The following is a 20,228-nucleotide window of genomic DNA, read 5'->3' as shown; positions in this document are numbered from 1 at the left end:
TAACAAAAATGTCAAATCAAGCCAAAAAAGACCAAACACAGGAATTAATTAAAGAGACAACAAAGAATTTATTCTTTGTGAAAGGAAAGTTTGACGCTACCACACAAGAAATTGCAGATGCGGCAGGAGTGAACAGAACACTGATCAATTATTATTTCCGCTCAAGAGATAATTTGATTCAGATCATTTTTGATGAAGCTCAGAAGGTAGAACATGAAAAATCAGAGATCATTATGAACTCAGATTTACCTTTTAAGGAAAAAATAAGTCAGTTTATAGAAGGGAGTTTATCAACCAGTCTTCAATATCCTTATCTGGAAACCTATATTGTTTCTCAGATTAACAAAGGGAACTGCCACAAAAAAGATATTGAAGAGGGTGAGCTGAATAAACTTTATAAAGATATAGAAGCAGAAATGGAGTTGGGAAATATTGAAAAAATGGAACCTATCCAGTTTGTTTTAAATATGGTTTCATTATTGGTGTTCCCAAGTGCAGTCAGACCCTTATTGATGGAGAATCTGATGATTAATGATGAAGAATTTGATAAGATTATTTCAGCAAGAAAAGAAATTATTCTGAATATGCTATTTAAAAACTAAAAAAAATGTTAAAGTAATTTCAGAAATGATTCGTCCTTTAGAAATAAAAACATTTGATAAAATATTCAACTTAAAAAAATAAACGAAGTATAAAATTATGAAAAGAAACCGTATAACTGCAAAAAAGCTTAAGATAGGTATAGCTGCTGCATTTATGATTTCTGGTTTTTTACAGGCTCAGCAAAGCTTTACCGTGGAACAATCCCTGGAATATGCTGTTGCTAACAACGTAAATGTAAAGAAAGCCAAGATAGACCAGGAAAAAGCCTCCCAAAAGGTAAAAGAAACCACAGGGATCGGGCTTCCTCAAATTGATGCTCAAGGTGCTTATAACTACTATTTGAAAATTCCCGTACAACTTTTACCTGCTGAAATTGCAGGCGGTACTCCGGGAACCTATATTCCGGTTCAGTTTGGATTAAAGCAAACAGCTACGGCAGGAGTTACATTGAAACAATTGCTTTTCAATGGATCCTATTTGGTTGGATTACAATCAGCAAAAGCGTATAGAGAAACAGCTGCTTTAGGTGAAGAAAAGACGGAAATAAGTGTTAAAGAAGGGATTATGATGGCTTATGCTGCGGTAATTGTAAATGATGAGAACATTAAAACCCTGGAGGAAAACAGAAAGGTTGCAGAGAAAACATTAAACGATACCAAAGAAACCTATAAAGTAGGATTAACGGAAGAGCAGAATGTAGAGCAATTGGAGTACAGCTATAAAAATCTTATGGTCAATATCGAAAACCTTAAGAGAACAAGAACCAAGCTGTTGATGGCCCTTAAATATTTGATGGGTTATCCAATGGACCAGAATATTGAGCTGGCTACTACACTAGATGAAATGGTACAGAAAAACCAGGTTTTGGTAGATCAGAGTGCAAGTATCGATTTCAATAATCATATTGATATGAGACTGAGCAATAATGCAGTGAAAGTTTCAGAATTGCAATTGAAATATCAGAAATCAAAATCTTTACCGTCGTTATCAGGATTTCTAAGTTCAACTTATAATGGAAACAGTAACAGCTTTACATTCTTTGATAAAGACCAGCAATGGTTCAACACGTCTGTGGTGGGGGTACAATTAGATATCCCGATCTTCAGCGGGTTACAAAGACACTGGCAAACCCAACAGGCAAAACTGGATCTTCAGAAAGCCCAAATGGATAAAGCCGATATGGAAAGAAACCTGAAAAATGAGTATTACTCGAAAGCAGTGGACTATAACAATGCTTTTGAAAGCTATAAAACGGCTCAGGATCTGATCCAGCTGTCTTCCAATATTTACCGTAAAGAGCAGATCAAGTTCAAAGAAGGATTGGGAAGCAGCTTTGACCTCCAGAATAGTGAAACCCAATTGTATGATTCTCAAACCAAATTGTATCAGTCTGCAATAGGTTTAGTTCAGGCAAAAGTTGCCTTAGATAAAGCGAAAGGCGAATTATAAACAATCAACGAAAATAATAAACTATATATGAAACCGAAAAGGTGTATGTGAACTGATAAAATTCCCACATGCCAACGGTTACATTGGACAAAACAATATAAATATTTACCAATGAAAAAAATATTTCTTCCACTAGCATTATTACTTACCCTTGCAGCCTGCAAGAAGGATGAAGTACAAGATAAAACTCTGGAAGCGCTTATAAAAACTAAAGACGTGAAAGGTCTTCAGGCATATAAAGACCGCCAGAAAGCTAAACTGGACAGCCTAAACAATGTAATGGCTGAAGTAGACAAGAATCTTACGGCATGGGGAGTAAGCCAGACTACAGGATATGTTTCCGTGCTAAAACTACAAGAGACTTCATTTGCCCACAATGTTGAAATCCAGGGGAATGTGACTACCGATCAGGATGTTACCATACAGCCGGATTTCAGCGGAGTATTGTCACTATACGTGAAAGAAGGTCAGCGAGTAAACAGAGGACAAGTGATAGGTAGAATTGCAGATGGCGGACTGAATGATCAGTATAAGCAGGCACAGATCCAGGTGAGCTCTATGAATGCCCAATTACAGATTGCTAAAACCGATGCTAATCTGAAGCGTATTGCTTATGAAAAACAAGCTGCCCTTTGGAAACAGAAAATCGGTTCGGAATTCCAGTATCTTCAGGCTAAAGCAGCTTATGATGCGGCACAAAGACAGGTTGCTGCTTCTCAAAGTACTGTTTCAGCAACTCAGAAAGCGGCAGATGCAGTAAAATCGAATCTTGCCAAAACAGCTATTGTTGCTCCATTTAGTGGAGTTATTGATAAAGTAATTACACAAAACGGGCAAGTGGTGGCTCCGGGAAGAGACATCGTAAAGCTGATCAGTTTAGGAATCATGCGTGTTGAGGCTAAAGTTCCTGAAACTTATCTGGCCAACATCAAGCCGGGAACCAATGTAGAAGTTGTTTTCCCTGCGTTGAACAAATCCATAAAATCAAGTGTGAGATTAGTGGGGAATTATATAGATCCGGCTACCAGAACATTTATCATCCAGATCCCAGTTCCTAATGAAGGTGGATATGTAAAACCTAATTTATTGGCTCAGATCAAAATCCAGGATTACCTGAATCCGTCTGCAATACAGATTCCGTCTCAGTATATTTATGATGATGCAGCGCATAAAAGCTATGTATTTGTAGCTACCAACATCAATGGAGAAAATGGAGTTGCGAAAAAAGTACTCGTAGAAACAGGACAAAAGTCTGAGAACAGTGTAGAGATTACAAGAGGCCTGAAAGCAGGTGATATAGTCATTACAGATGGTTCTAAAAACCTTACAGAAGGACAGAAAGTAAAAATCTCTAAATAATTTGAAATAAATTAAAATTATGGGCGAAAATAAACACCACGAGAAAGAATCTTTCTTTTCCAGCTGGGCAGTAGACAACAGAACCACCGTTTATGTGCTTACATTTATTATTGTAATCATTGGGATTTTTGCTTACATGTCTATGCCGAGGGAAAGCTTTCCCGAAGTGGTAGAAAATAAAATATATATTTCTTCCGTATATCCGGGTAACTCGGCGGAAGACGTTGAAAAACTGATCACCAAAGAGCTTGAAGACAAATTCAAGAACGTTTCAGGAGTAGACAAGGTAACATCCAATTCATTCCAGGATTACTGTCTGATCACCGTGGAATTTAGTGAAGATGTACCTTTAGCAGAAGCAAAACAAAGGATCAAAGATAAAGTAGACGAAGCTAAAGGAGACCAGGATTGGCCAACAGTGGATTCTGGATCTAAAGTAGAACCCAATGTATTTGACCTTAACATCTCTGAAGAGATTCCTATTTTGAATATCAATTTAAAAGGGAATTATCCTAAGTTTACTTTAAGACAATATGCAGATGATATCAAAGATGATCTTGAAGATATTCCGGAAGTAAAAGATGCGGTAGTTTTAGGAGTTGATGACAATGAAGTGGAGGTGGCATTGGATATCTATAAGATGAATGCAGCCGGAGTAAGCTTTGATGAAGTTATTAATGCCATTAAAAACGAAAACATCACGATTTCCGGAGGTAATCTGATTACAGAAGGAAACCGTGAAAACGTCAGAATCAAAGGCCAGATTTCAGAACCTTCTGAACTGAATAACTTCCTGATCAAACCGGGAGTGAAAATTATGGACCTTGCCAAAGTAGAATTCAAAGAAAAAGAAAAAACTACGTATGCAAGAGAATCAGGGAAGGATGTAGTCATGATCAACCTGAGAAAAAGATCAGGAACCAACATGATCGCTGCCATTGAGCAGGCTAAAGAGAAAATCAAAAAAGCGCAGGAAACTTACATTCCGAAAGATATTGACATTTCTTTAACTTCTGACCAATCCACAGATGTTGAGCATCAGGTAAACGAATTGGCCAACCACATTTTGATCGGTATCCTTTTAGTAATGTGTGTATTGAGCTTTTCAATGGGACTTAAAAATGCCTTGTTCGTGGGAACAGCAATTCCGCTTTCGATGTTGATTGCCTTTGCAGTATTAAATGCTTTTGGGGTTACCTTAAATACCATGGTGCTTTTCGCAATGGTAATGGGGCTCGGGATGTTAGTGGACGACGGTATTGTGGTGGTAGATAACGTTTATGCCAATATGGAAAAAGGCTATAAACGAAGAGAAGCATCAAAATTCGGTATCGGAGAGATTGCTTTCCCGGTAATTACTTCTACCTTAACTACAGTTTGTGCTTTCTTGCCAATGCTGATGTGGCCGGGAATTATGGGTAAATTCATGAGATATTTCCCGATTACGATTTCCGTTACGCTTTTAGCTTCCTTATTTGTGGCATTGATTATTAATGCTTCCATGACTGCAGGAGGTATGACGCTGGATAATAAAAACGTTACCGTTTCCCAAGCTAAAAAATACACCATTATTTTTGCAATTTTAGCAGTAGTTTTTGGGGCTTTAAGACTTATTACAGGTGTCGAATATTTCCTTGCTGTAGTGACGCTTTCGGTATTAGCTATTGCAGCGATATGGTTATATAAAAACTTTTTCCACGACAGAATTGAGCATTTCCAATATACTTTCTTTCCAAATCTTGCGAAAAGATATCAGAAATTCTTAAGAGGACTTTTACAAGGTAAAAAACCCAGAAATGCATTCTTAGGAGTAGTGGGAGTATTGATTTTTTCATTTTTCCTTTATGGAGTAATGATGGGAATCGGGCGTTCCAAAGTCCTTTTCTTCCCTGAAAATATTCCTAAGCAGGTAATTGTGTACATGGAGTATCCGCAAGGAACAGATATTGCCAAAACCAATACCGCAACCAAGCAGGTGGAAGCTAAGATCTTAAATGTTCTTAGACAATATAATGATAAAAAGACGGGTGAAAACTTCCTTGTGGAATCTATGGTTACCCAAGTAGGAAAGGGAGCGATTAATCCGCAGGTAGATGCAGGATCAGAAGCGGATACTCCGTTTAAATCAAAAATTACGATCACCTTCGTAGAATTTGCTAAACGTCATGGAGTAGATACCGGTGATGTTATGGAAGAGATCAGAAAAGCAATTCCGAACATTCCAGGATTTACCTTTACCGTAGAAAAAGATGCAAACGGACCACCGGTGGGTTACCCTGTTTCCATAGAATTGAAGGGTGATGATTATGATGAGCTATTGGGAGAAGCCCATAAAATGATCGAGTATATCAACAAGCAGGGGATCAGTGGTATTGAAAAACTGCAATCGGATATTAACAAAGAAAGTCCGGAGCTTATTATAGATATCAACAGAGAGACTGCGGGAAATATGGGTGTTTCTACTGCTTATACAGGAATTACGCTTCGTAGAGCTTTATTTGGACAGGATATTTCCACTTTCAAAGATGTGAAGGATGATTATGACATTTCTGTAAGATTACAACAGGATCAGAGAAGAAATACAAGTATATTGTTCAACCAGCCGATTACCCTTCAGGGACCAAACGGACCGGTTCTTGTACCAATGTCCACATTCTCTACGATGAAAGAAGAAAATACTTTCAACAAGATCAAGAGAAAGGATAATACAAGAACAATCATGGTATACTCTAACGTATTGAAAGGCTATAACGCCAACGAAATTGTTCAGAAGATTCAGACTTCACTGAAAAGCTACAAAACTCCGGAAGGAATTACGTATAGCTTCGGTGGTGAGCAGGAAGAGCAAGGAAAGAACATGAACTTCTTATTATTCGCTCTATTCTTGGCAATGGCATTGGTAACATCCATTATTGTATTCCAGTTTAACTCGATTTCGAAGACCTTGATCATTATGACCACGATCTTCCTGAGTTTTGCCGGTGTATTCCTTGGATTATCAATTTTCGGAATGGACTTCGTTATCCTGATGACGATGATGGGGATTATTTCCTTGGCAGGGGTTGTAGTGAAGAATGGTATCGTATTGATGGACTTCTTCGTACTCAAACTCGATGAATTAGTCGCTAAAAAAGGAGTGGAAACTCATGATGACCTTGAGCTTGAAGAGGTGAAAGAAATCATCATCGAATCTGGTAAAGAGCGTTTAAGACCGGTATTGTTAACGGCAACAACTGCGATCTTAGGATTAATTCCATTGGCCGTAGGTCTGAACTTCGACGTATTTGCATTCCTTACAACACTTAACCCTCATTTCTCAGTAGGAGGGGATAACGTAATGTTCTGGGGACCATTGGCTTGGACGATCATCTTCGGATTATCATTTGCAACATTCCTTACCTTGATCATCGTTCCGGTAATGTTCTACATTATTTCTAAGAGAAAGATCAAAGCAAGAAGAAAGTTTGTAGCAAAACATGCTCATGATGCAGAAAAAGATGCGGAAGAACAGGAGAGACTGAAAAAATTATATCCTGAAGAGTTTGAAGAGTATCATAAGAAGAAAGATTTCGGAGCAGAACCCGAAACTGAAGCTTAATAATAGAAACTATAATTAACCGAAAAGCGCATCAGAAATGATGCGCTTTTTTTCGTCATTACGTTGAGCGAGGCGAAGAAGCAATCCCAAAAAATTATAGGATCTGGCAGCGTGTTTAATAGTTGAAGGATTCAACCTGGATTTCTCCGAAAAGACAAGCAGAGTGTTTAAAGTGTAAGTAATAAAAAAGCTTCCGAAATTATCCGAAAGCCTATATTTTATAATCTAATAGGAAAATTAATCTGAATTAGTCAATACTTAATCTGCCATCACCTCGCCGGACTTTCTGTAGACAAAACTTCCATAAATATGTCTTCTTGCAAAACGGCTCGGAGAATCTGCATTCACCATTTTGATATAAGTATTTCTCGGAACACCGATGTATTCATATATATTTCCGTTCAAATGCTGAACCGTAAGAACAGATTTCTCCAGATAAAAGTCCTGAATATTCGATTTGGTAATTGTTTCCGTATATTCTTCCTTGAATTTTTCCTGCGTTTCAGGATTAATGCTTACCAAAAAATGATAGGCTTCAATGACAGATTTACTTTTTTCTTCAGCTTCCAGCTTTCCCGCTTCATCATTGATAAATTTATCAGGATGCGTATCTTTCATTGTATTCCTGTAAATGGTTTTCAGTTCCTTTAAAGTTACATTTTTGTCAACCTCAAGAAGCTTTCTGTATTCACCTAATTTTTTCATAATGGATAATCCTTATTTCGGGGTGCAAAATTAAGCTTTTTAATTGAGAAACAATAAGTTATTTATTGATAATTAATTATTATCAAAAATGTTATCAAAATGATATTTAAGAGAATCTAAGTTTGGGTAATCTTCAGTCCTTTCTGGTAGGTTAATTTTTTTATTATTTAAGTTAGAATAATACTCATCCGTCATAATTTTATCACTCACTTGGATTGAGTAATTTTCAGGATTAATACTAATTAGTCCCAAATCAAATAATGTATGAATGTCAGAACGTAATAAAATTCCATTTGGTATTTTGTCTGTTTCGGAGCCCTTAAAAGAATAGATATGTGCAGCTTCTAACATTTCGACAATTTCACAATTTGTCACAGCGCATTTTCTATTATAAGAATCAAGAAGTTTTTTTCTAAATTTTTTTTGTCCTCTTCTTGCATGAATTTCTACAGCTATTTTTTTTCTGTCATCGTGAATGTTTTCTATATTAAAATATTCAATTTCGTGTTCGTTAATGGTTGAATTTAAATAGTCTTTTGTTTGTAAATATTCGGAAGCTTTTATCAAGTTTAAATTGTATAAACATAAACTTAAAGATTTACTTATATGGTTTTCTAACTCTGAATTTTCTATTAATTTGTAATAAAAATCTTTTGGGTTTTCAAAAACATTATTGTATTTAGTACTAGAACTACCTCCATCAACGTCAATTTCTGGAACTTGCTTTCTTTTTTTTCTTATTTGAGTATTAAGACCTTTAGGATTTGTTTTCGATTCCATACAACCCACTACAGCTCCTTTTCCAGAAACATCAAAACATATTCCGACATAAATTCCATTCGAAACTTTTTGATTAGGTGGGAGGATGCAAACATGAACTACGTTTGGAAAATTAGAAGCACCTTTTGAAACTTCTACTTTGAAATCAATGCCTTCGAATTTTAAATATTTTTTTTCGAGTTCTATTTTGAAATTATTGAGTGCTTTTTTAACATCATCTAGAATTGGATTGTCGGTTCTTATGGTATTATTTAAAGTAATAGGATAATCTCGCCTGAACTCGCAAATTTGATTAAAATAATTAGTCATTAGATTTTTAAATCTAAACTAAAATATTTTTCATAAAATAACAAATTGTTTGAATTTCTTAAATAAAAACAGGAGCCCAAAAGGCTCCCGAAAAATAATATCAATTAAAGAGTCTCTAAAGCAAACTCCTCACTCGCTTCTCTCGAAGCTTCCACCATGGCAATCAATGCTTTTTCTGTTTCATCCCAATGACGGGTTTTCAAGCCACAATCTGGATTCACCCAAAGTTGTTGTGCAGGAATAACGGCATGTGCTTTTTTCAGCAATTGAAGCATTTCCTCTTTTGACGGAACTCTTGGAGAGTGAATATCATAAACTCCCGGACCGATTTCATTCGGATATTTGAAATCTGCAAAAGCATTCAACAATTCCATCTGACTTCTGGAGCATTCAATGGTAATCACATCGGCGTCCATATCTGCAATATTTTGAATGATGTCATTGAATTCAGAATAACACATGTGTGTATGGATCTGAGTAGCATCTTCAACACCACTTGCCGAAATTCTGAAAGCCTCAACCGCCCATTTCAGGTAATTCTGCCATTCAGATTTTCTTAACGGAAGACCTTCACGGATCGCTGGTTCATCAATCTGGATGATTCTGATTCCTGCTTTCTCCAAGTCATTCACCTCATCACGAATGGCTAAAGCAATCTGTTTACACGTCAAAGAACGAGGTTGATCATCACGTACAAAAGACCATTGAAGAATCGTTACTGGACCTGTCAACATTCCTTTTACCCACTGTTGAGTTAAGGATTGGGCATATTTTGACCAATAAACTGTCATAGGATTTGGTCTGTGCACATCTCCGAAAATAACAGGAGGTTTCACGCAACGGCTTCCATAACTTTGTACCCAACCGTTTTGAGTAAAAGCAAATCCTTCCAATTGCTCCCCGAAATATTCCACCATATCATTTCGCTCAAATTCACCATGAACCAATACATCTATTCCGATTTCTTCCTGCCAACGGATGGTTCTTTCAGTTTCCTGTTTAAGCAGATTATCATATTGTTCGGCGGTAAGTTCCCCTTTTTTGAATTTTGCACGCCAGTTTCTCACCTCTTTCGTCTGTGGAAACGAACCGATAGTCGTTGTTGGGAATAGCGGAAGTTGGAGAACTTCTTGTTGTATTTCTTTTCTTACATTGAATGGATTATTTCTTTTTGCATCTTCTTCAGTTGTTACATCAACACGGTTTTTCACATCCTGATTGTGAATTAATGTTGAGGTTTTACGGTTTTCAATTGCTTTTTTATTTTCAGCTAAAGCTTGTAACGTGTTATAATCCGGATTTTCTGAAGCTAATTTTTTTAAATTAACAATCTCATACACTTTCTGTTTTGCAAAAGCCATCCACTGTTTGATCTCAGGTGAAAGAATTTCTTCATTTTTCTCCAAATCAAGATCGAAAGGAGAGTGAAGCAGTGAACAGGATGGTGCAATAAATACTCTGTTTGAACCAATTTTGCTTACAGCTTGTTTAATGATAGCTAAAGACTTTTCAAAATCATTTTTCCAGATATTTCTTCCGTCTACAATTCCTAAAGAAAGACTCAATGTTTCAGGAATACTATGTAGAACTTCATCCAATTGTTCCGGGCAACGAACCAAATCAATATGTAAAACATCAACAGGTAATGAAACCGCCAATGAAAGATTGTCTTTCAATCCTTCAAAATAGGTGGCCACAATGAATTTCAGATTAGGGAATTGTTTTCTGATTTCAGTGTAAACAAATTGAAAGGCTTCTTTTGCCTTTTTATTTAAATCCAATACCAAAAACGCTTCATCAAATTGAATCCATTCTGCACCATGATGTTCCAGTTCTTTTATGATCCGGATATAAACCGGAAGTAAGTTTTGTACTAGATCTAGTTTATCAAAACCTGATTCTTTTTCTTTTCCTAATAAAAGGTACGTCAATAAACCGATGATCACGGGTTTTGCATTAACTCCTGACCGTTTCGCAGTGATGAATTCAGTGATGATCTTGTCGGAGAATAGTTTGAATTCCTGATTTTTCTGAAATTCAGGAACTATGTAATGATAATTGGTATCAAACCATTTGGTCATTTCCATAGCTGTAATGTCTAAACCATCTTTCTGAAAACCTCTTGCCATAGCAAAGTAAAGTTCAAGCTCAGATTTTTGGGACGCAATTTCCTGATAACGTTCCGGAATAGCTCCAACCGTTAAAGTCATGTCCAGAACCTGATCGTAGTACGAAAAATCGTTGCAGGGGATAAGATCAATTCCAGCTTCCTGCTGTAATTTCCAGTGTTGGCTGGTAAGGGTTTTACCAACTTCCAGAAGTTCGTGTAATGATGTTTTGCCTGACCAATATTGCTCGCAGGCTTTTTTGAGTTCTCTGTTGCTACCAATACGCGGATAGCCAAGAATGTGCGTTCGCATTTCTTTTAAAACTTTTAAATTAAACAATGATTTTAAAAGCTCTTCAGATGCTTCGCAATGCCGTCGGAGAAAGAAAGTTTAAGGAATAAAGAAGATACAATAAGGACGTAATTTTTCCATTAACGATGAGATACGTTCAAAAGTATCATCTGTATGACCGAAAGCTTCAGACCGCGAAAGCATTGTCAATTCGGAACAGGCAGGTCTCCTGACTTGTAACGGTTGTTGTCATCCTTCCCGCTTTCGCAGTGGATATACTCGGACAAAACCTTTGGCGTGTTACTTACAGTTGCGCGACAGCTCGTGATTCTCACACGATTCCCTATTAATCTACGTTAAGTAAAACCTTTTCCGTTTGATGAAGTATGTTAAAGAACTGTTTTCAGGACAAATGTAGGTATTATTTGTCTGATATTTATTCCGGTCTTTGATAAATATAAGTCAATTTCGATTTTTTAATGAAATCCTCCAAAGAAGTTTTATCGTTTGCATCTTTATTGGAAAGCTCAATAAAATAGGTAAGTGTACTGGAAATCCTGTTGTCCCTGCACTGAATTTTAAATCTTTTAATATTCGGATTGGTACTCAGGGAAGGAACTTCGGTTGTATTGGATAATTTAATGCCACTGACATCAAAACCAGCCTTCGGATCTTTTTGTAGCTTCAAAAATCTTTTCTGGGTTTTATCTTCGGTTTCGTCAAGAAACTTTTGCATCTGATAATCCGTTAAAAGCTGTGGATAGATCAAGCCTTCTTTTAGCAATAAAGCTGTGATTTTATCAGATTTATCATAGTAAATAATTTTATCATCAAATTGAAATAATTTGTCTTTTTCTGTTATTTTTCCTTCAAATCTTTTATAATTCTTCTTTTTATAATCATTCTTAAAATGTTCAGCAACAGCTTTGTCTTTAGAACTTAAAGCTTCTTTTTTCTGACTAAAAGCATTCATCGATAATAATACACAAAGACTCAATGAAAATATTGATTTCATAATTTTATTTTAATTTTTCTTTTTTAATAAATCCTGTAAAGCACCCTGTAAATCCGGGTATTCAAATGTAAACCCTGCGTCCTGAATTTTCTGCGAAGAAACTCTTGAACCTTTAAATAAAGCATCAGCAAGTTCACCAAACATCAAATGCAAAACAAAAGCGGGAACATTAGGCATAAATAAAGGTTTGTTCAACACCTTAGCAATATTTTTTGTTAAATTTTCGTTGGTAGTATGTTGAGGCGAAGAAGCATTGTATGCACCGCTTACCGCCGGATTTTCTAAAGCAAATTCATAGATGGAACAAATGTCTTTCAAGTGAATCCATGGCATATATTGTTTTCCGCTGCCTAAAGGGGATCCCACCCCATATTGTATAGGCGGAAGCATCTTCTTTAAAGCTCCGTCTTTTTCAGAAAGAACAACGGCTGTTCGTATTTTTACTACTCTTTCAGCAGCATTTTCTTTCAAAAACTGATCTGCTGATTGTTCCCAAAGCACAACCACTTCACTCAGGAAATCATTTCCGGGTTCATCGTCTTCCGTATAAATTTTTTCTGTGGTTTCGGTACCATACACATTGACGCCAGATGCAGAAATAAATGATTTGAGCTTAATATTCTTTTTTTTCAGTGTATCTAAAATCAATCGGGCAGAATCTACACGGCTGGAAATGAGTTCTTTTTTACGTTCATCAGTCCAGCGCTTTTCCGAAATATTGGCTCCGGCAAGATGAATAATGTGCTGTACATCTTCAAAAGCAGTTTCATCAATTGTGCCCTGATGAATATCCCATTCATAGTCATTATTGTGATGCTTTTTCCGGGTTAGAAACCGTATATTATATTTACTGTCAAGCTTCCTGGACAGCTCTTGAGCAAGCATTCCGCCGGCACCGGTAATTAAAACTACTTCTTTCATTGCTGATGGATTGAAATTTTTATTTATGCCTGATTTTTAACGATCAGAACAAAATCATCATCTAAAAGTTTATAACCGTAATCATAGATGAATTTATATTCGGAACCGTTCTTATATACTTTCAGATTGGTAAAGAAATCAAAATCAAAACCCAAGCCATCCATCTTCGATTTTGGAATTTTAGTTTTACCGTCAATATTTATTTCTCTGAGAATACGGTAATTTTTGCGGAGCTTATTATTGATATTCCGCATGAGATTCGTAGAATCTTTGTTCTGTTTATTGTTATAGGCATTTCGGCAAGCGTCATTACAGAACTTTTTATCAGACCGGCCGATTATTTTTTCGCCACATTCAAGACAATTCATAATTTTCCTTTTTTCATTTTATACAGGTGTTTTTTCTTCAGTAATTTCATCAATCTGTTATGAGTTGGATAGCTTCTGTTGGGTGTAATATTGTTGAAAAACAAAGCAACCAGCAAAAGAATGATGCATCCGGATAGAACGGGTGATATGACATACCAAAATCCTAATTCCGGAATTTTTCCTGTTGAGCTTACTGCAATTAAAGCAGTTGCACCACCAGGTGGATGCAAAGTTTTGGTGTATTGCATCAATACGATGGAGAAAGCTACGGCTAAAGGTGCGGAAAGCCAGATAATATCAGGGACAATCTTATAAACCGTTACACCAACCAAGGCAGAAATCACATGCCCGCCAACAAGATTTCTGGGCTGTGCCAATGGACTTTGAATGGCTCCATAGATCAAAACACTCGATGCCCCGAAAGAACCGATCAAAAATATATTTTCCGTTGCAGATAAAGTGTGGGATTGTATAAAAGCAATGATCCCGATTCCGAAAAATGCACCCAAAAATGACCAGAAGTGTTCCTTATAATCAACAAGGGTTTCTTTATAGATCACATATTTGGATACTCTGAACGTTCTTTTTATGGTCTTCTTCATTAATCTTCTTTTTATTGTAGTATTTGAATTAAATTATTGACAAAAGGCTTTGTAAACTCTCCGTTTGGATCATAATCCGGGTCCAGAATAGTGATTTCCATTCCGAAACACTTTTCATTTTCGATTAAAGGCTGTAGGATATCTTTTAAATTATTATAATCAATTCCGTCTTCCATTCTGCTGTCTACGGCGGGCATAATTTTATCGTTCAGAACATCTACATCAAAGTGAATAAAAAATCCATCCAGATTCTTTTCTTCTACCATTTTCAGAAAGTCTTCAGAAGTTTTTCTGAAACCATTCTTTCTTAGGTTATATAAATCAAAATAATGAATATCAGAATTCTGAATCTGCTCCACATATTCTTCATCATCCGTTTCTGCATTTCCCAAACAAAAAATATGCTCTTCTGAAAAATAAGGTTTAAGATGATCAATATTTGTCAGTTTTTCATGCCCAAGTCCTGAAACAATAGCTAGATCCATTCCGGCAACACCTCCGCTTGGCGAAAGCCTTGGCGGAATATAATCTGTATGCCCGTCAAGATAAAATAGTCCATAATTTCCAAGCTGTTTTAATGCAAGAGCGCTTCCTATAAGGATACTGCAATCACCACCCAACATCAGATGAAAAGTATCTTTTTGGTAGTTTTTCAGGATAAGCCCGGATTGCTTTTTAGCATATTCAATGATTGCGTAAGGATTTTTGACACCGGTTTCCTCATCATAATCCATTGCATATTCAGGTCCGTCCAATCTGAAGATATTTTTGGGGTTGATTTTCTGATGAAGCCCCAATTTCCTAAGCCAGTCGGGAAGTTTTTTTACTCCGGGTTCTGTCTCATGCTCTTTTTTGGTAAGTCCAAGATTGAAAGGAAACTCAAAAATACTAATGTCCTTTTTCATGGTTCTGATTTTATCAAAGATACGGAATTATTCGTTTGCAAACGACTACAAATGAATTTAAATAGTTTTCTACCGACTTGACCATCAAAAGACATCCAACTTTGCAACAGAGATTTGAGAAAACAGTGAACGTCTCTTATCTGAATTATTAATCTAAAAAAATAAAAGTTATGTCACTAAGAAACAAAGTAACATTAATCGGTTACACAGGAAAAGAAGTAGAAATGGTCAACTTCGATAGCGGAAATGTAAAAGCAAGTGTGTCTTTAGCAACCAGCGATTATTACACAAATGCAAAAGGCGAAAAGGTAGAAGAAACACAATGGCACAATCTGGTCGCTTTCGGAAAAGTAGCGGAAATCTTTCAAAAGTATGTTCCTAAAGGAAAGGAGATTGCGATAGAAGGAAAACTTACCTACAGATCGTATGACGATAAAGACGGGGTGAAGAAGTATATTACAGAAATAAGAGTAGACGAAATTCTGCTTCTGGGAGGTAAATAAATTTGAATTACAAAATCACAAATGATGAAAACAAAAGTATTTACCATAAGATTATCCGGTGATTTTCTGCACAAAGATCAGAAATCACTGGATGATTTCCTGGGAACTCATGAAATTATAAAAGTAGAAACTGCTTTTGTGAATAGTGAGAATTATTGGTCTGTGCTTCTGTATTTTGAGGAACAGAGATCAGTAAACAGTGTCAAAGAACCCAAGAGTGTTAAGTATTCTGCTGAAAATGATATACTGACAGTTGACGAAGAGAAAATTTTGAATGCTTTAAAGCTGTGGAGGGCAGAGAAAGCCAAAGAACAGAATCTTCCCACCTACTTTATTGCGAGTAATAAGGAACTGATGTCCGTTGCCAAATACAAACCTGCCAGAAAAGAAGAATTATTGGATATTAAAGGTTTTGGAAAGCACAAAATAGAAAATTACGGTGAAGAGATTCTTGAAATACTGGAAAATGTATAAAGAGATTCCATACAAATGATTGAATAAGAGCCGGAGAAACATATCTCCGGCTTTTTAATATAGTAGAAAATTCTTTTCAATTCCTTATTTTTGCGTTTATCAAAATGACATACAACAAATGAAGCCAAGTTTAGCTAAAGGGACGAGAGATTTTACCGCGTTAGAAGTTTCAAGAAGGAGATATATCATCAATACTTTACAGAAGAATTTCGAATTATTCGGATTTCAGCCATTGGAAACACCTAGCTTTGAAAATCTTTCTACATTGACGGGAAAATATGGAGAAGAAGGAGATCGCCTGATCTTTAAAATATTAAACTCAGGAGATTATACCTCAAAAGTGAATCAGGAAGATTGGGAAAATAAAAATCATCAGAAGTTAACTTCCCAGATTTCAGATAAAGCTCTTCGTTATGACCTTACCGTACCTTTTGCAAGATTTGTGGCTATGAATCATCATCAGCTGACATTTCCTTTCAAACGCTACCAGATCCAGCCGGTTTGGAGAGCAGACCGCCCACAAAAAGGAAGATTCAGAGAGTTTTACCAATGTGATGCGGATGTCGTGGGAAGCGAAAGTCTTTTCCAGGAAGTGGAGTTGGTTCAGCTATATCTAAAATCATTTTCAGATCTAAAAGTTCCGGTAACCATTCATGTCAATAACAGGAAGATTCTTTCCGGGTTGGCTGAATACGCCGGCATTACAGATAAACTTATTGATTTTACAGTAGCTCTGGATAAGCTTGATAAAATCGGGAAAGAAGGAGTAGTAAAAGAATTATTGGAAAGACAGATTAGTCAGGAGTCTATCGATAAACTGGATTTCTTATTCACTCAGTCAGATGATGCTCTGGAAAACCTTCTTCAGCTTAAAGAAAAATTCGCAGGGAATGAGATCGGTCTAAAAGGGGTAGAAGAACTGGAATTTGTTCTTACCCAGTCTTTAAGTCTTGGGGTGGACATTCAGAATTTGGTTTTCAATATTACATTAGCTAGAGGACTGGATTATTATACCGGAGCGATCTTCGAAGTGAAAGCCGATGAAGTGCAGATGGGCTCTATCGGAGGGGGTGGAAGATATGACAACCTTACGGAAGTTTTCGGAGTAAAAAACATTCCGGGAATCGGAATCTCTTTCGGATTAGACAGAATTTATCTGGTAATGGAAGAATTAGGGCTATTCCCGGAGGAAGCTACTTCAAAGGTAGAATATCTGTTTGCCAATTTCGGAGGGGAAGAAGCTTTAGAAGCATTGAAACTGATCATTCAATTAAGAGAAAAAGGCATAGCTGCTGAATTATACCCTGAAAATGCTAAGCTGAATAAGCAATTCACCTATGCAGAAAAGAAAGGAATCAGGAACCTTGTATTCTTGGGCGAAGAAGAAATTAAAAACAGAACGGTTACCTACAAAAATCTTGAAATAGGAGAACAGAAAACGGTTTCTTTGGAAGAATTTTTGAACAATTAATCATGAAAAAAAAACTAATACCTCTCCTTACTGTAATTTTTTTTAATATCAATGCACAAATGCCGCCACCACCTCCAGCAGGTCAGGTGACGGAATCTGATGACGTCAAATTATATGATGCCCATGAAATTCCTGAGAAAGTTTTTTCCTGGAATGTCAAAAGTCTTATGATTGATGGTGAACAGGATTTTAGAGAAATTCCTAGTAAAATAGGGAACCTGAAAGGGTTAATCAACTTTTCTTTAAAAGGAGGAAGTGTTGCTACATTCCCTAAAGAATTTTCAAGTCTTCAAAATTTGAAAGCTATTTCAATCAATTCTAATGAGTTTGTTGAAATTCCAAAAGAAATTTTTAAAATTCCGAATCTGGAATATTTTGAATTTTTAAGCTATAAAATAGATCAGTTTCCTAATGAGCTTGGTAATCTGCATAATCTGAAGACACTGAAGCTTTCCAAGAGCTTGTATTGGGGCGGAGCAATTACAAGTGAAAAGCAGGTTTTTAAAGACCTGTATCTACCGGCTTCTATAGGTAATTTGAAAAAATTGGAACGATTGACCCTTCAATCCAATAATTTGAAAAAATTGCCGTCAGAAGTAGGGGATTTAGAAAGCTTAGTAGAATTAGATCTGTCATACAATTCATTAGAAAGCCTTCCTTCAACATTTTCTAAACTTAAAAAGTTAGAATCTGTTGAAATAGTAAGAAATAAGCTGAAAGTATTCCCAAAAGAACTCTATGAACTGGAAAACTTAAAGTATTTAGACCTCAAGCAAAACGTAATTGAAACCATTCCCCCTGGAATAGGAAAATTAAAAAAATTGCGCTCTTTGGATCTTACAGGAAGTAAACTTTCAAATCCATCTTTACTGGAAATTTATAAATTGGAAAACTTAGTGACTTTGGTGCTGAATGACGGTCAATTGGAAGATTTACCGACGGGGATTGAAAGGCTGAAAAAATTAGAACTTTTATCTATAGCAGGGAATAAAATCTCCCCGGAAAATGTCAAAAAATTAAAGCAGCTTTTACCTAAGACCTTAATTGTAGAAACGAGTCCGGGGTATTAAATATTTTAGTACAGAAACAAATTCATCTCTTAGCTCGTCAATACCCTGCGTGAAAAAAGAAGTTTCCATAATAAATATTGTTGAAAAATGGCTCAAAGGCTGGTCTTTATCCAGAGAATTGCCTTTACCCGAACCATATCAATCAGGATTTAAAGTAAATGTAGGTGACGAAAAGCAAAAAATACGTTATGTATTTCCCAGGCTTACTGATGATTTCTTTCAATTGGCGGGAACCATTAATGATCCCTGGATTTTCCTAAAAGTCTGTGCTCCTTTTGAAGAATTTAAAGATCGCATTCCTGAAAAATGGATCCATCAGGCGCAGGGATATATGATGACTTGTTGTGGACCCATGAAACCGATTAATATTGATCTTGAACCTGAGTATATATTAGAATTTGGTCAATATAATTTCACCCACACCGTTAAAATTCTTACAAAAAATAGAGAATTGGCCTGCATAGGACGTGTAGTTCTTGTAGATGATTTGGCGGTTTATGACAGGATCTCCACTGAAAATGATCATAGAAGAAAAGGTTTAGCCACAATTGTAATGAAAGAGCTTGAGAACATAGCTTTGTCAAAAGGTGTTTTCAATAATTTTCTGGTAGCCACACAAGAAGGTAAACTGTTATACGAATCATTAGGATGGGAGCTGTATTGTCTTTATTCATCCGTCGTAATTCCCGGAGGAATTTCGGCGAAATAAATCAGGGTGTTTAAAAAAAGAGTAATTTACCATCAAAAATTATAACCTCTAAAATATAAAGGTATGAGTGGGAAATCAAGGCTTGATGAAATCAGAGAAGAGCTGGAAAAATTAGATATCAATCCTACGTTTTTTGCCAGAAAAGAAATTCGTGAACTTCCGAATGTGCTTTCAGAAGACGAAAAAATCGTATATCTGGTAGAAGGAAGGAATAAAATCTCCAATCATCACATTCTTTTGGTGGCTACAGATAGAAGGCTGATTTTCCTGGATAAGGAATTTTTGTATGGATTGAAGGTGGAAGATTATTCTTATGATAAAGTAACTTCCATACAGTATGAAACGGAATTTATGTTGGCTTCCATAGATGTTCATATTTCGGGAAATATTGTTGAAATCGATGGCGTAGGAAAATACGAAGCCGAACTATTCTGCGAAAGAGTAAGGGATTTCATGTCCCGTCCCAAAGAATACTTCCAAAACAAGCCTGAACCTAGTGTTTTAGACCAGTTAGAACAATTAGGGAGGCTTAAAGACGGTGGTGTATTAACTGAGGAAGAATTTAATGAACAAAAGAAAAAATTGCTTAAAAAATTGTAAATCTGATACTGAAGATTGAAAATGAAATCCAAAATATTATTAATTGTTCTTTCTTTGTTTTTATTGTATTGTACATCAGAAAATAGAGAAAAGAAAATTATGGCTGTTGGAAAAGAATTGCTAAATCTAGATCCTCCAAGTATCAGATCGACTCATAATATAGTTTTTGTTGGGGAAGGCTTAAAGCAAAAAATTAAAGAATTAAAAAACCAAAATTCCAATTTTAGCTTTCAGATAATATCCGGAGATTTAGAATATCCTTATGGTGATTTTCAGGCAGATAATGTCCTGATTTTAAATAATGGATTTCAAAAAGTAGATATAAGACTTAAATATAATCCGGCTAAAAATAAGTTTGATATCTTAGGGTTTAAAACGGAATAAATAA

19 protein-coding genes and 1 riboswitch are annotated in these 20,228 nt (G+C 36.0%); of the genes, 11 read left to right on the top strand and 8 right to left on the bottom strand.

Translation table 11 applies throughout. The annotated features are described in order from the left end of the window. Window positions 1–8: 8 nt before the first annotated feature. The 4 genes from EGI05_RS03545 (at window position 9) to EGI05_RS03530 (ending at window position 7,009) form a co-directional block, all read left to right on the top strand. Entirely contained in the window at window positions 9–602 is a 594-nt protein-coding gene (locus EGI05_RS03545) for a TetR/AcrR family transcriptional regulator (protein ID WP_123261680.1), read from the top strand. A gap of 97 nt (window positions 603–699) precedes the next feature. Next, entirely contained in the window at window positions 700–2,052 is a 1,353-nt protein-coding gene (locus EGI05_RS03540; protein ID WP_123261679.1) for a TolC family protein, read from the top strand. A 111-nt stretch (window positions 2,053–2,163) separates the two neighbouring features. Next, on the top strand, window positions 2,164–3,411 hold the full coding sequence (locus EGI05_RS03535; RefSeq protein ID WP_123261678.1) for an efflux RND transporter periplasmic adaptor subunit: 1,248 nt from the start codon (window positions 2,164–2,166) through the stop codon (window positions 3,409–3,411). A gap of 19 nt (window positions 3,412–3,430) precedes the next feature. Further along, a complete protein-coding gene (locus EGI05_RS03530) occupies window positions 3,431–7,009 on the top strand; it encodes an efflux RND transporter permease subunit (RefSeq protein ID WP_123261677.1) in 3,579 nt (1,192 codons plus the stop codon). A 258-nt stretch (window positions 7,010–7,267) separates the two neighbouring features. Here the strand turns inward: EGI05_RS03530 and EGI05_RS03525 are convergent, their stop codons facing one another. From EGI05_RS03525 to EGI05_RS03490, 8 genes are all read right to left on the bottom strand, one after another. After that, window positions 7,268–7,714, bottom strand: a complete 447-nt coding sequence (locus EGI05_RS03525; RefSeq protein WP_123261676.1) for a KTSC domain-containing protein — start codon at window positions 7,712–7,714, stop codon at window positions 7,268–7,270. Window positions 7,715–7,786: 72 nt separating this feature from the next. Continuing rightward, window positions 7,787–8,803 carry an HNH endonuclease gene (locus tag EGI05_RS03520; RefSeq protein WP_123261675.1) on the bottom strand — a complete coding sequence of 339 codons (1,017 nt, stop codon included), beginning with the start codon at window positions 8,801–8,803 and terminating at the stop codon, window positions 7,787–7,789. 104 nt (window positions 8,804–8,907) lie between these two features. Beyond that, complete coding sequence (metE, locus tag EGI05_RS03515; RefSeq protein ID WP_123261674.1) at window positions 8,908–11,223, bottom strand: 5-methyltetrahydropteroyltriglutamate--homocysteine S-methyltransferase; 2,316 nt, start codon at window positions 11,221–11,223, stop codon at window positions 8,908–8,910. A gap of 181 nt (window positions 11,224–11,404) precedes the next feature. Continuing rightward, window positions 11,405–11,588: riboswitch (cobalamin riboswitch) on the bottom strand. A 50-nt stretch (window positions 11,589–11,638) separates the two neighbouring features. Next, entirely contained in the window at window positions 11,639–12,217 is a 579-nt protein-coding gene (locus tag EGI05_RS03510) for a hypothetical protein (protein WP_134197373.1), read from the bottom strand. 9 nt (window positions 12,218–12,226) lie between these two features. Beyond that, window positions 12,227–13,138, bottom strand: a complete 912-nt coding sequence (locus tag EGI05_RS03505) for a TIGR01777 family oxidoreductase (RefSeq protein WP_123261672.1) — start codon at window positions 13,136–13,138, stop codon at window positions 12,227–12,229. A 23-nt stretch (window positions 13,139–13,161) separates the two neighbouring features. Beyond that, window positions 13,162–13,506 (bottom strand): hypothetical protein, encoded by a 345-nt coding sequence (locus EGI05_RS03500; RefSeq protein ID WP_123261671.1) that lies wholly within the window; start codon window positions 13,504–13,506, stop codon window positions 13,162–13,164. Further along, window positions 13,503–14,108: an HPP family protein gene (locus tag EGI05_RS03495; RefSeq protein WP_123261670.1), complete on the bottom strand. Its 606-nt coding sequence runs from the start codon at window positions 14,106–14,108 to the stop codon at window positions 13,503–13,505. The genes EGI05_RS03500 and EGI05_RS03495 overlap by 4 nt, the downstream gene beginning before the upstream one ends. A gap of 11 nt (window positions 14,109–14,119) precedes the next feature. Beyond that, on the bottom strand, window positions 14,120–15,013 hold the full coding sequence (locus EGI05_RS03490) for an arginase family protein (RefSeq protein WP_123261669.1): 894 nt from the start codon (window positions 15,011–15,013) through the stop codon (window positions 14,120–14,122). Window positions 15,014–15,183: 170 nt separating this feature from the next. Between EGI05_RS03490 and EGI05_RS03485 the strand changes: the two genes are divergently transcribed. From EGI05_RS03485 to EGI05_RS03455, 7 genes are all read left to right on the top strand, one after another. Beyond that, the gene (locus EGI05_RS03485) at window positions 15,184–15,516 is read left to right on the top strand and encodes a single-stranded DNA-binding protein (RefSeq protein WP_123261668.1); all 333 of its coding nucleotides are present in this window, start codon (window positions 15,184–15,186) and stop codon (window positions 15,514–15,516) included. Window positions 15,517–15,540: 24 nt separating this feature from the next. Then, window positions 15,541–15,990 carry an HRDC domain-containing protein gene (locus EGI05_RS03480; protein ID WP_228428539.1) on the top strand — a complete coding sequence of 150 codons (450 nt, stop codon included), beginning with the start codon at window positions 15,541–15,543 and terminating at the stop codon, window positions 15,988–15,990. A 118-nt stretch (window positions 15,991–16,108) separates the two neighbouring features. Further along, a complete protein-coding gene (hisS, locus tag EGI05_RS03475; RefSeq protein ID WP_123261666.1) occupies window positions 16,109–17,461 on the top strand; it encodes a histidine--tRNA ligase in 1,353 nt (450 codons plus the stop codon). A gap of 2 nt (window positions 17,462–17,463) precedes the next feature. Further along, window positions 17,464–18,531 carry a leucine-rich repeat domain-containing protein gene (locus EGI05_RS03470; RefSeq protein WP_123261665.1) on the top strand — a complete coding sequence of 356 codons (1,068 nt, stop codon included), beginning with the start codon at window positions 17,464–17,466 and terminating at the stop codon, window positions 18,529–18,531. A gap of 49 nt (window positions 18,532–18,580) precedes the next feature. After that, window positions 18,581–19,240 carry a GNAT family N-acetyltransferase gene (locus EGI05_RS03465; RefSeq protein ID WP_123261664.1) on the top strand — a complete coding sequence of 220 codons (660 nt, stop codon included), beginning with the start codon at window positions 18,581–18,583 and terminating at the stop codon, window positions 19,238–19,240. A gap of 63 nt (window positions 19,241–19,303) precedes the next feature. Continuing rightward, window positions 19,304–19,840 carry a PH domain-containing protein gene (locus EGI05_RS03460; RefSeq protein ID WP_123262563.1) on the top strand — a complete coding sequence of 179 codons (537 nt, stop codon included), beginning with the start codon at window positions 19,304–19,306 and terminating at the stop codon, window positions 19,838–19,840. Window positions 19,841–19,861: 21 nt separating this feature from the next. Continuing rightward, on the top strand, window positions 19,862–20,224 hold the full coding sequence (locus EGI05_RS03455) for a hypothetical protein (protein WP_123261663.1): 363 nt from the start codon (window positions 19,862–19,864) through the stop codon (window positions 20,222–20,224). Window positions 20,225–20,228 lie beyond the last annotated feature (4 nt).

This window comes from Chryseobacterium daecheongense, from assembly GCF_003729955.1.
Taxonomy (GTDB): Bacteria; Bacteroidota; Bacteroidia; order Flavobacteriales; family Weeksellaceae; genus Chryseobacterium; species Chryseobacterium daecheongense.
Note: the sequence above shows the minus strand (reverse complement) of the source record. Positions and strands in the feature narration are given on the sequence as shown.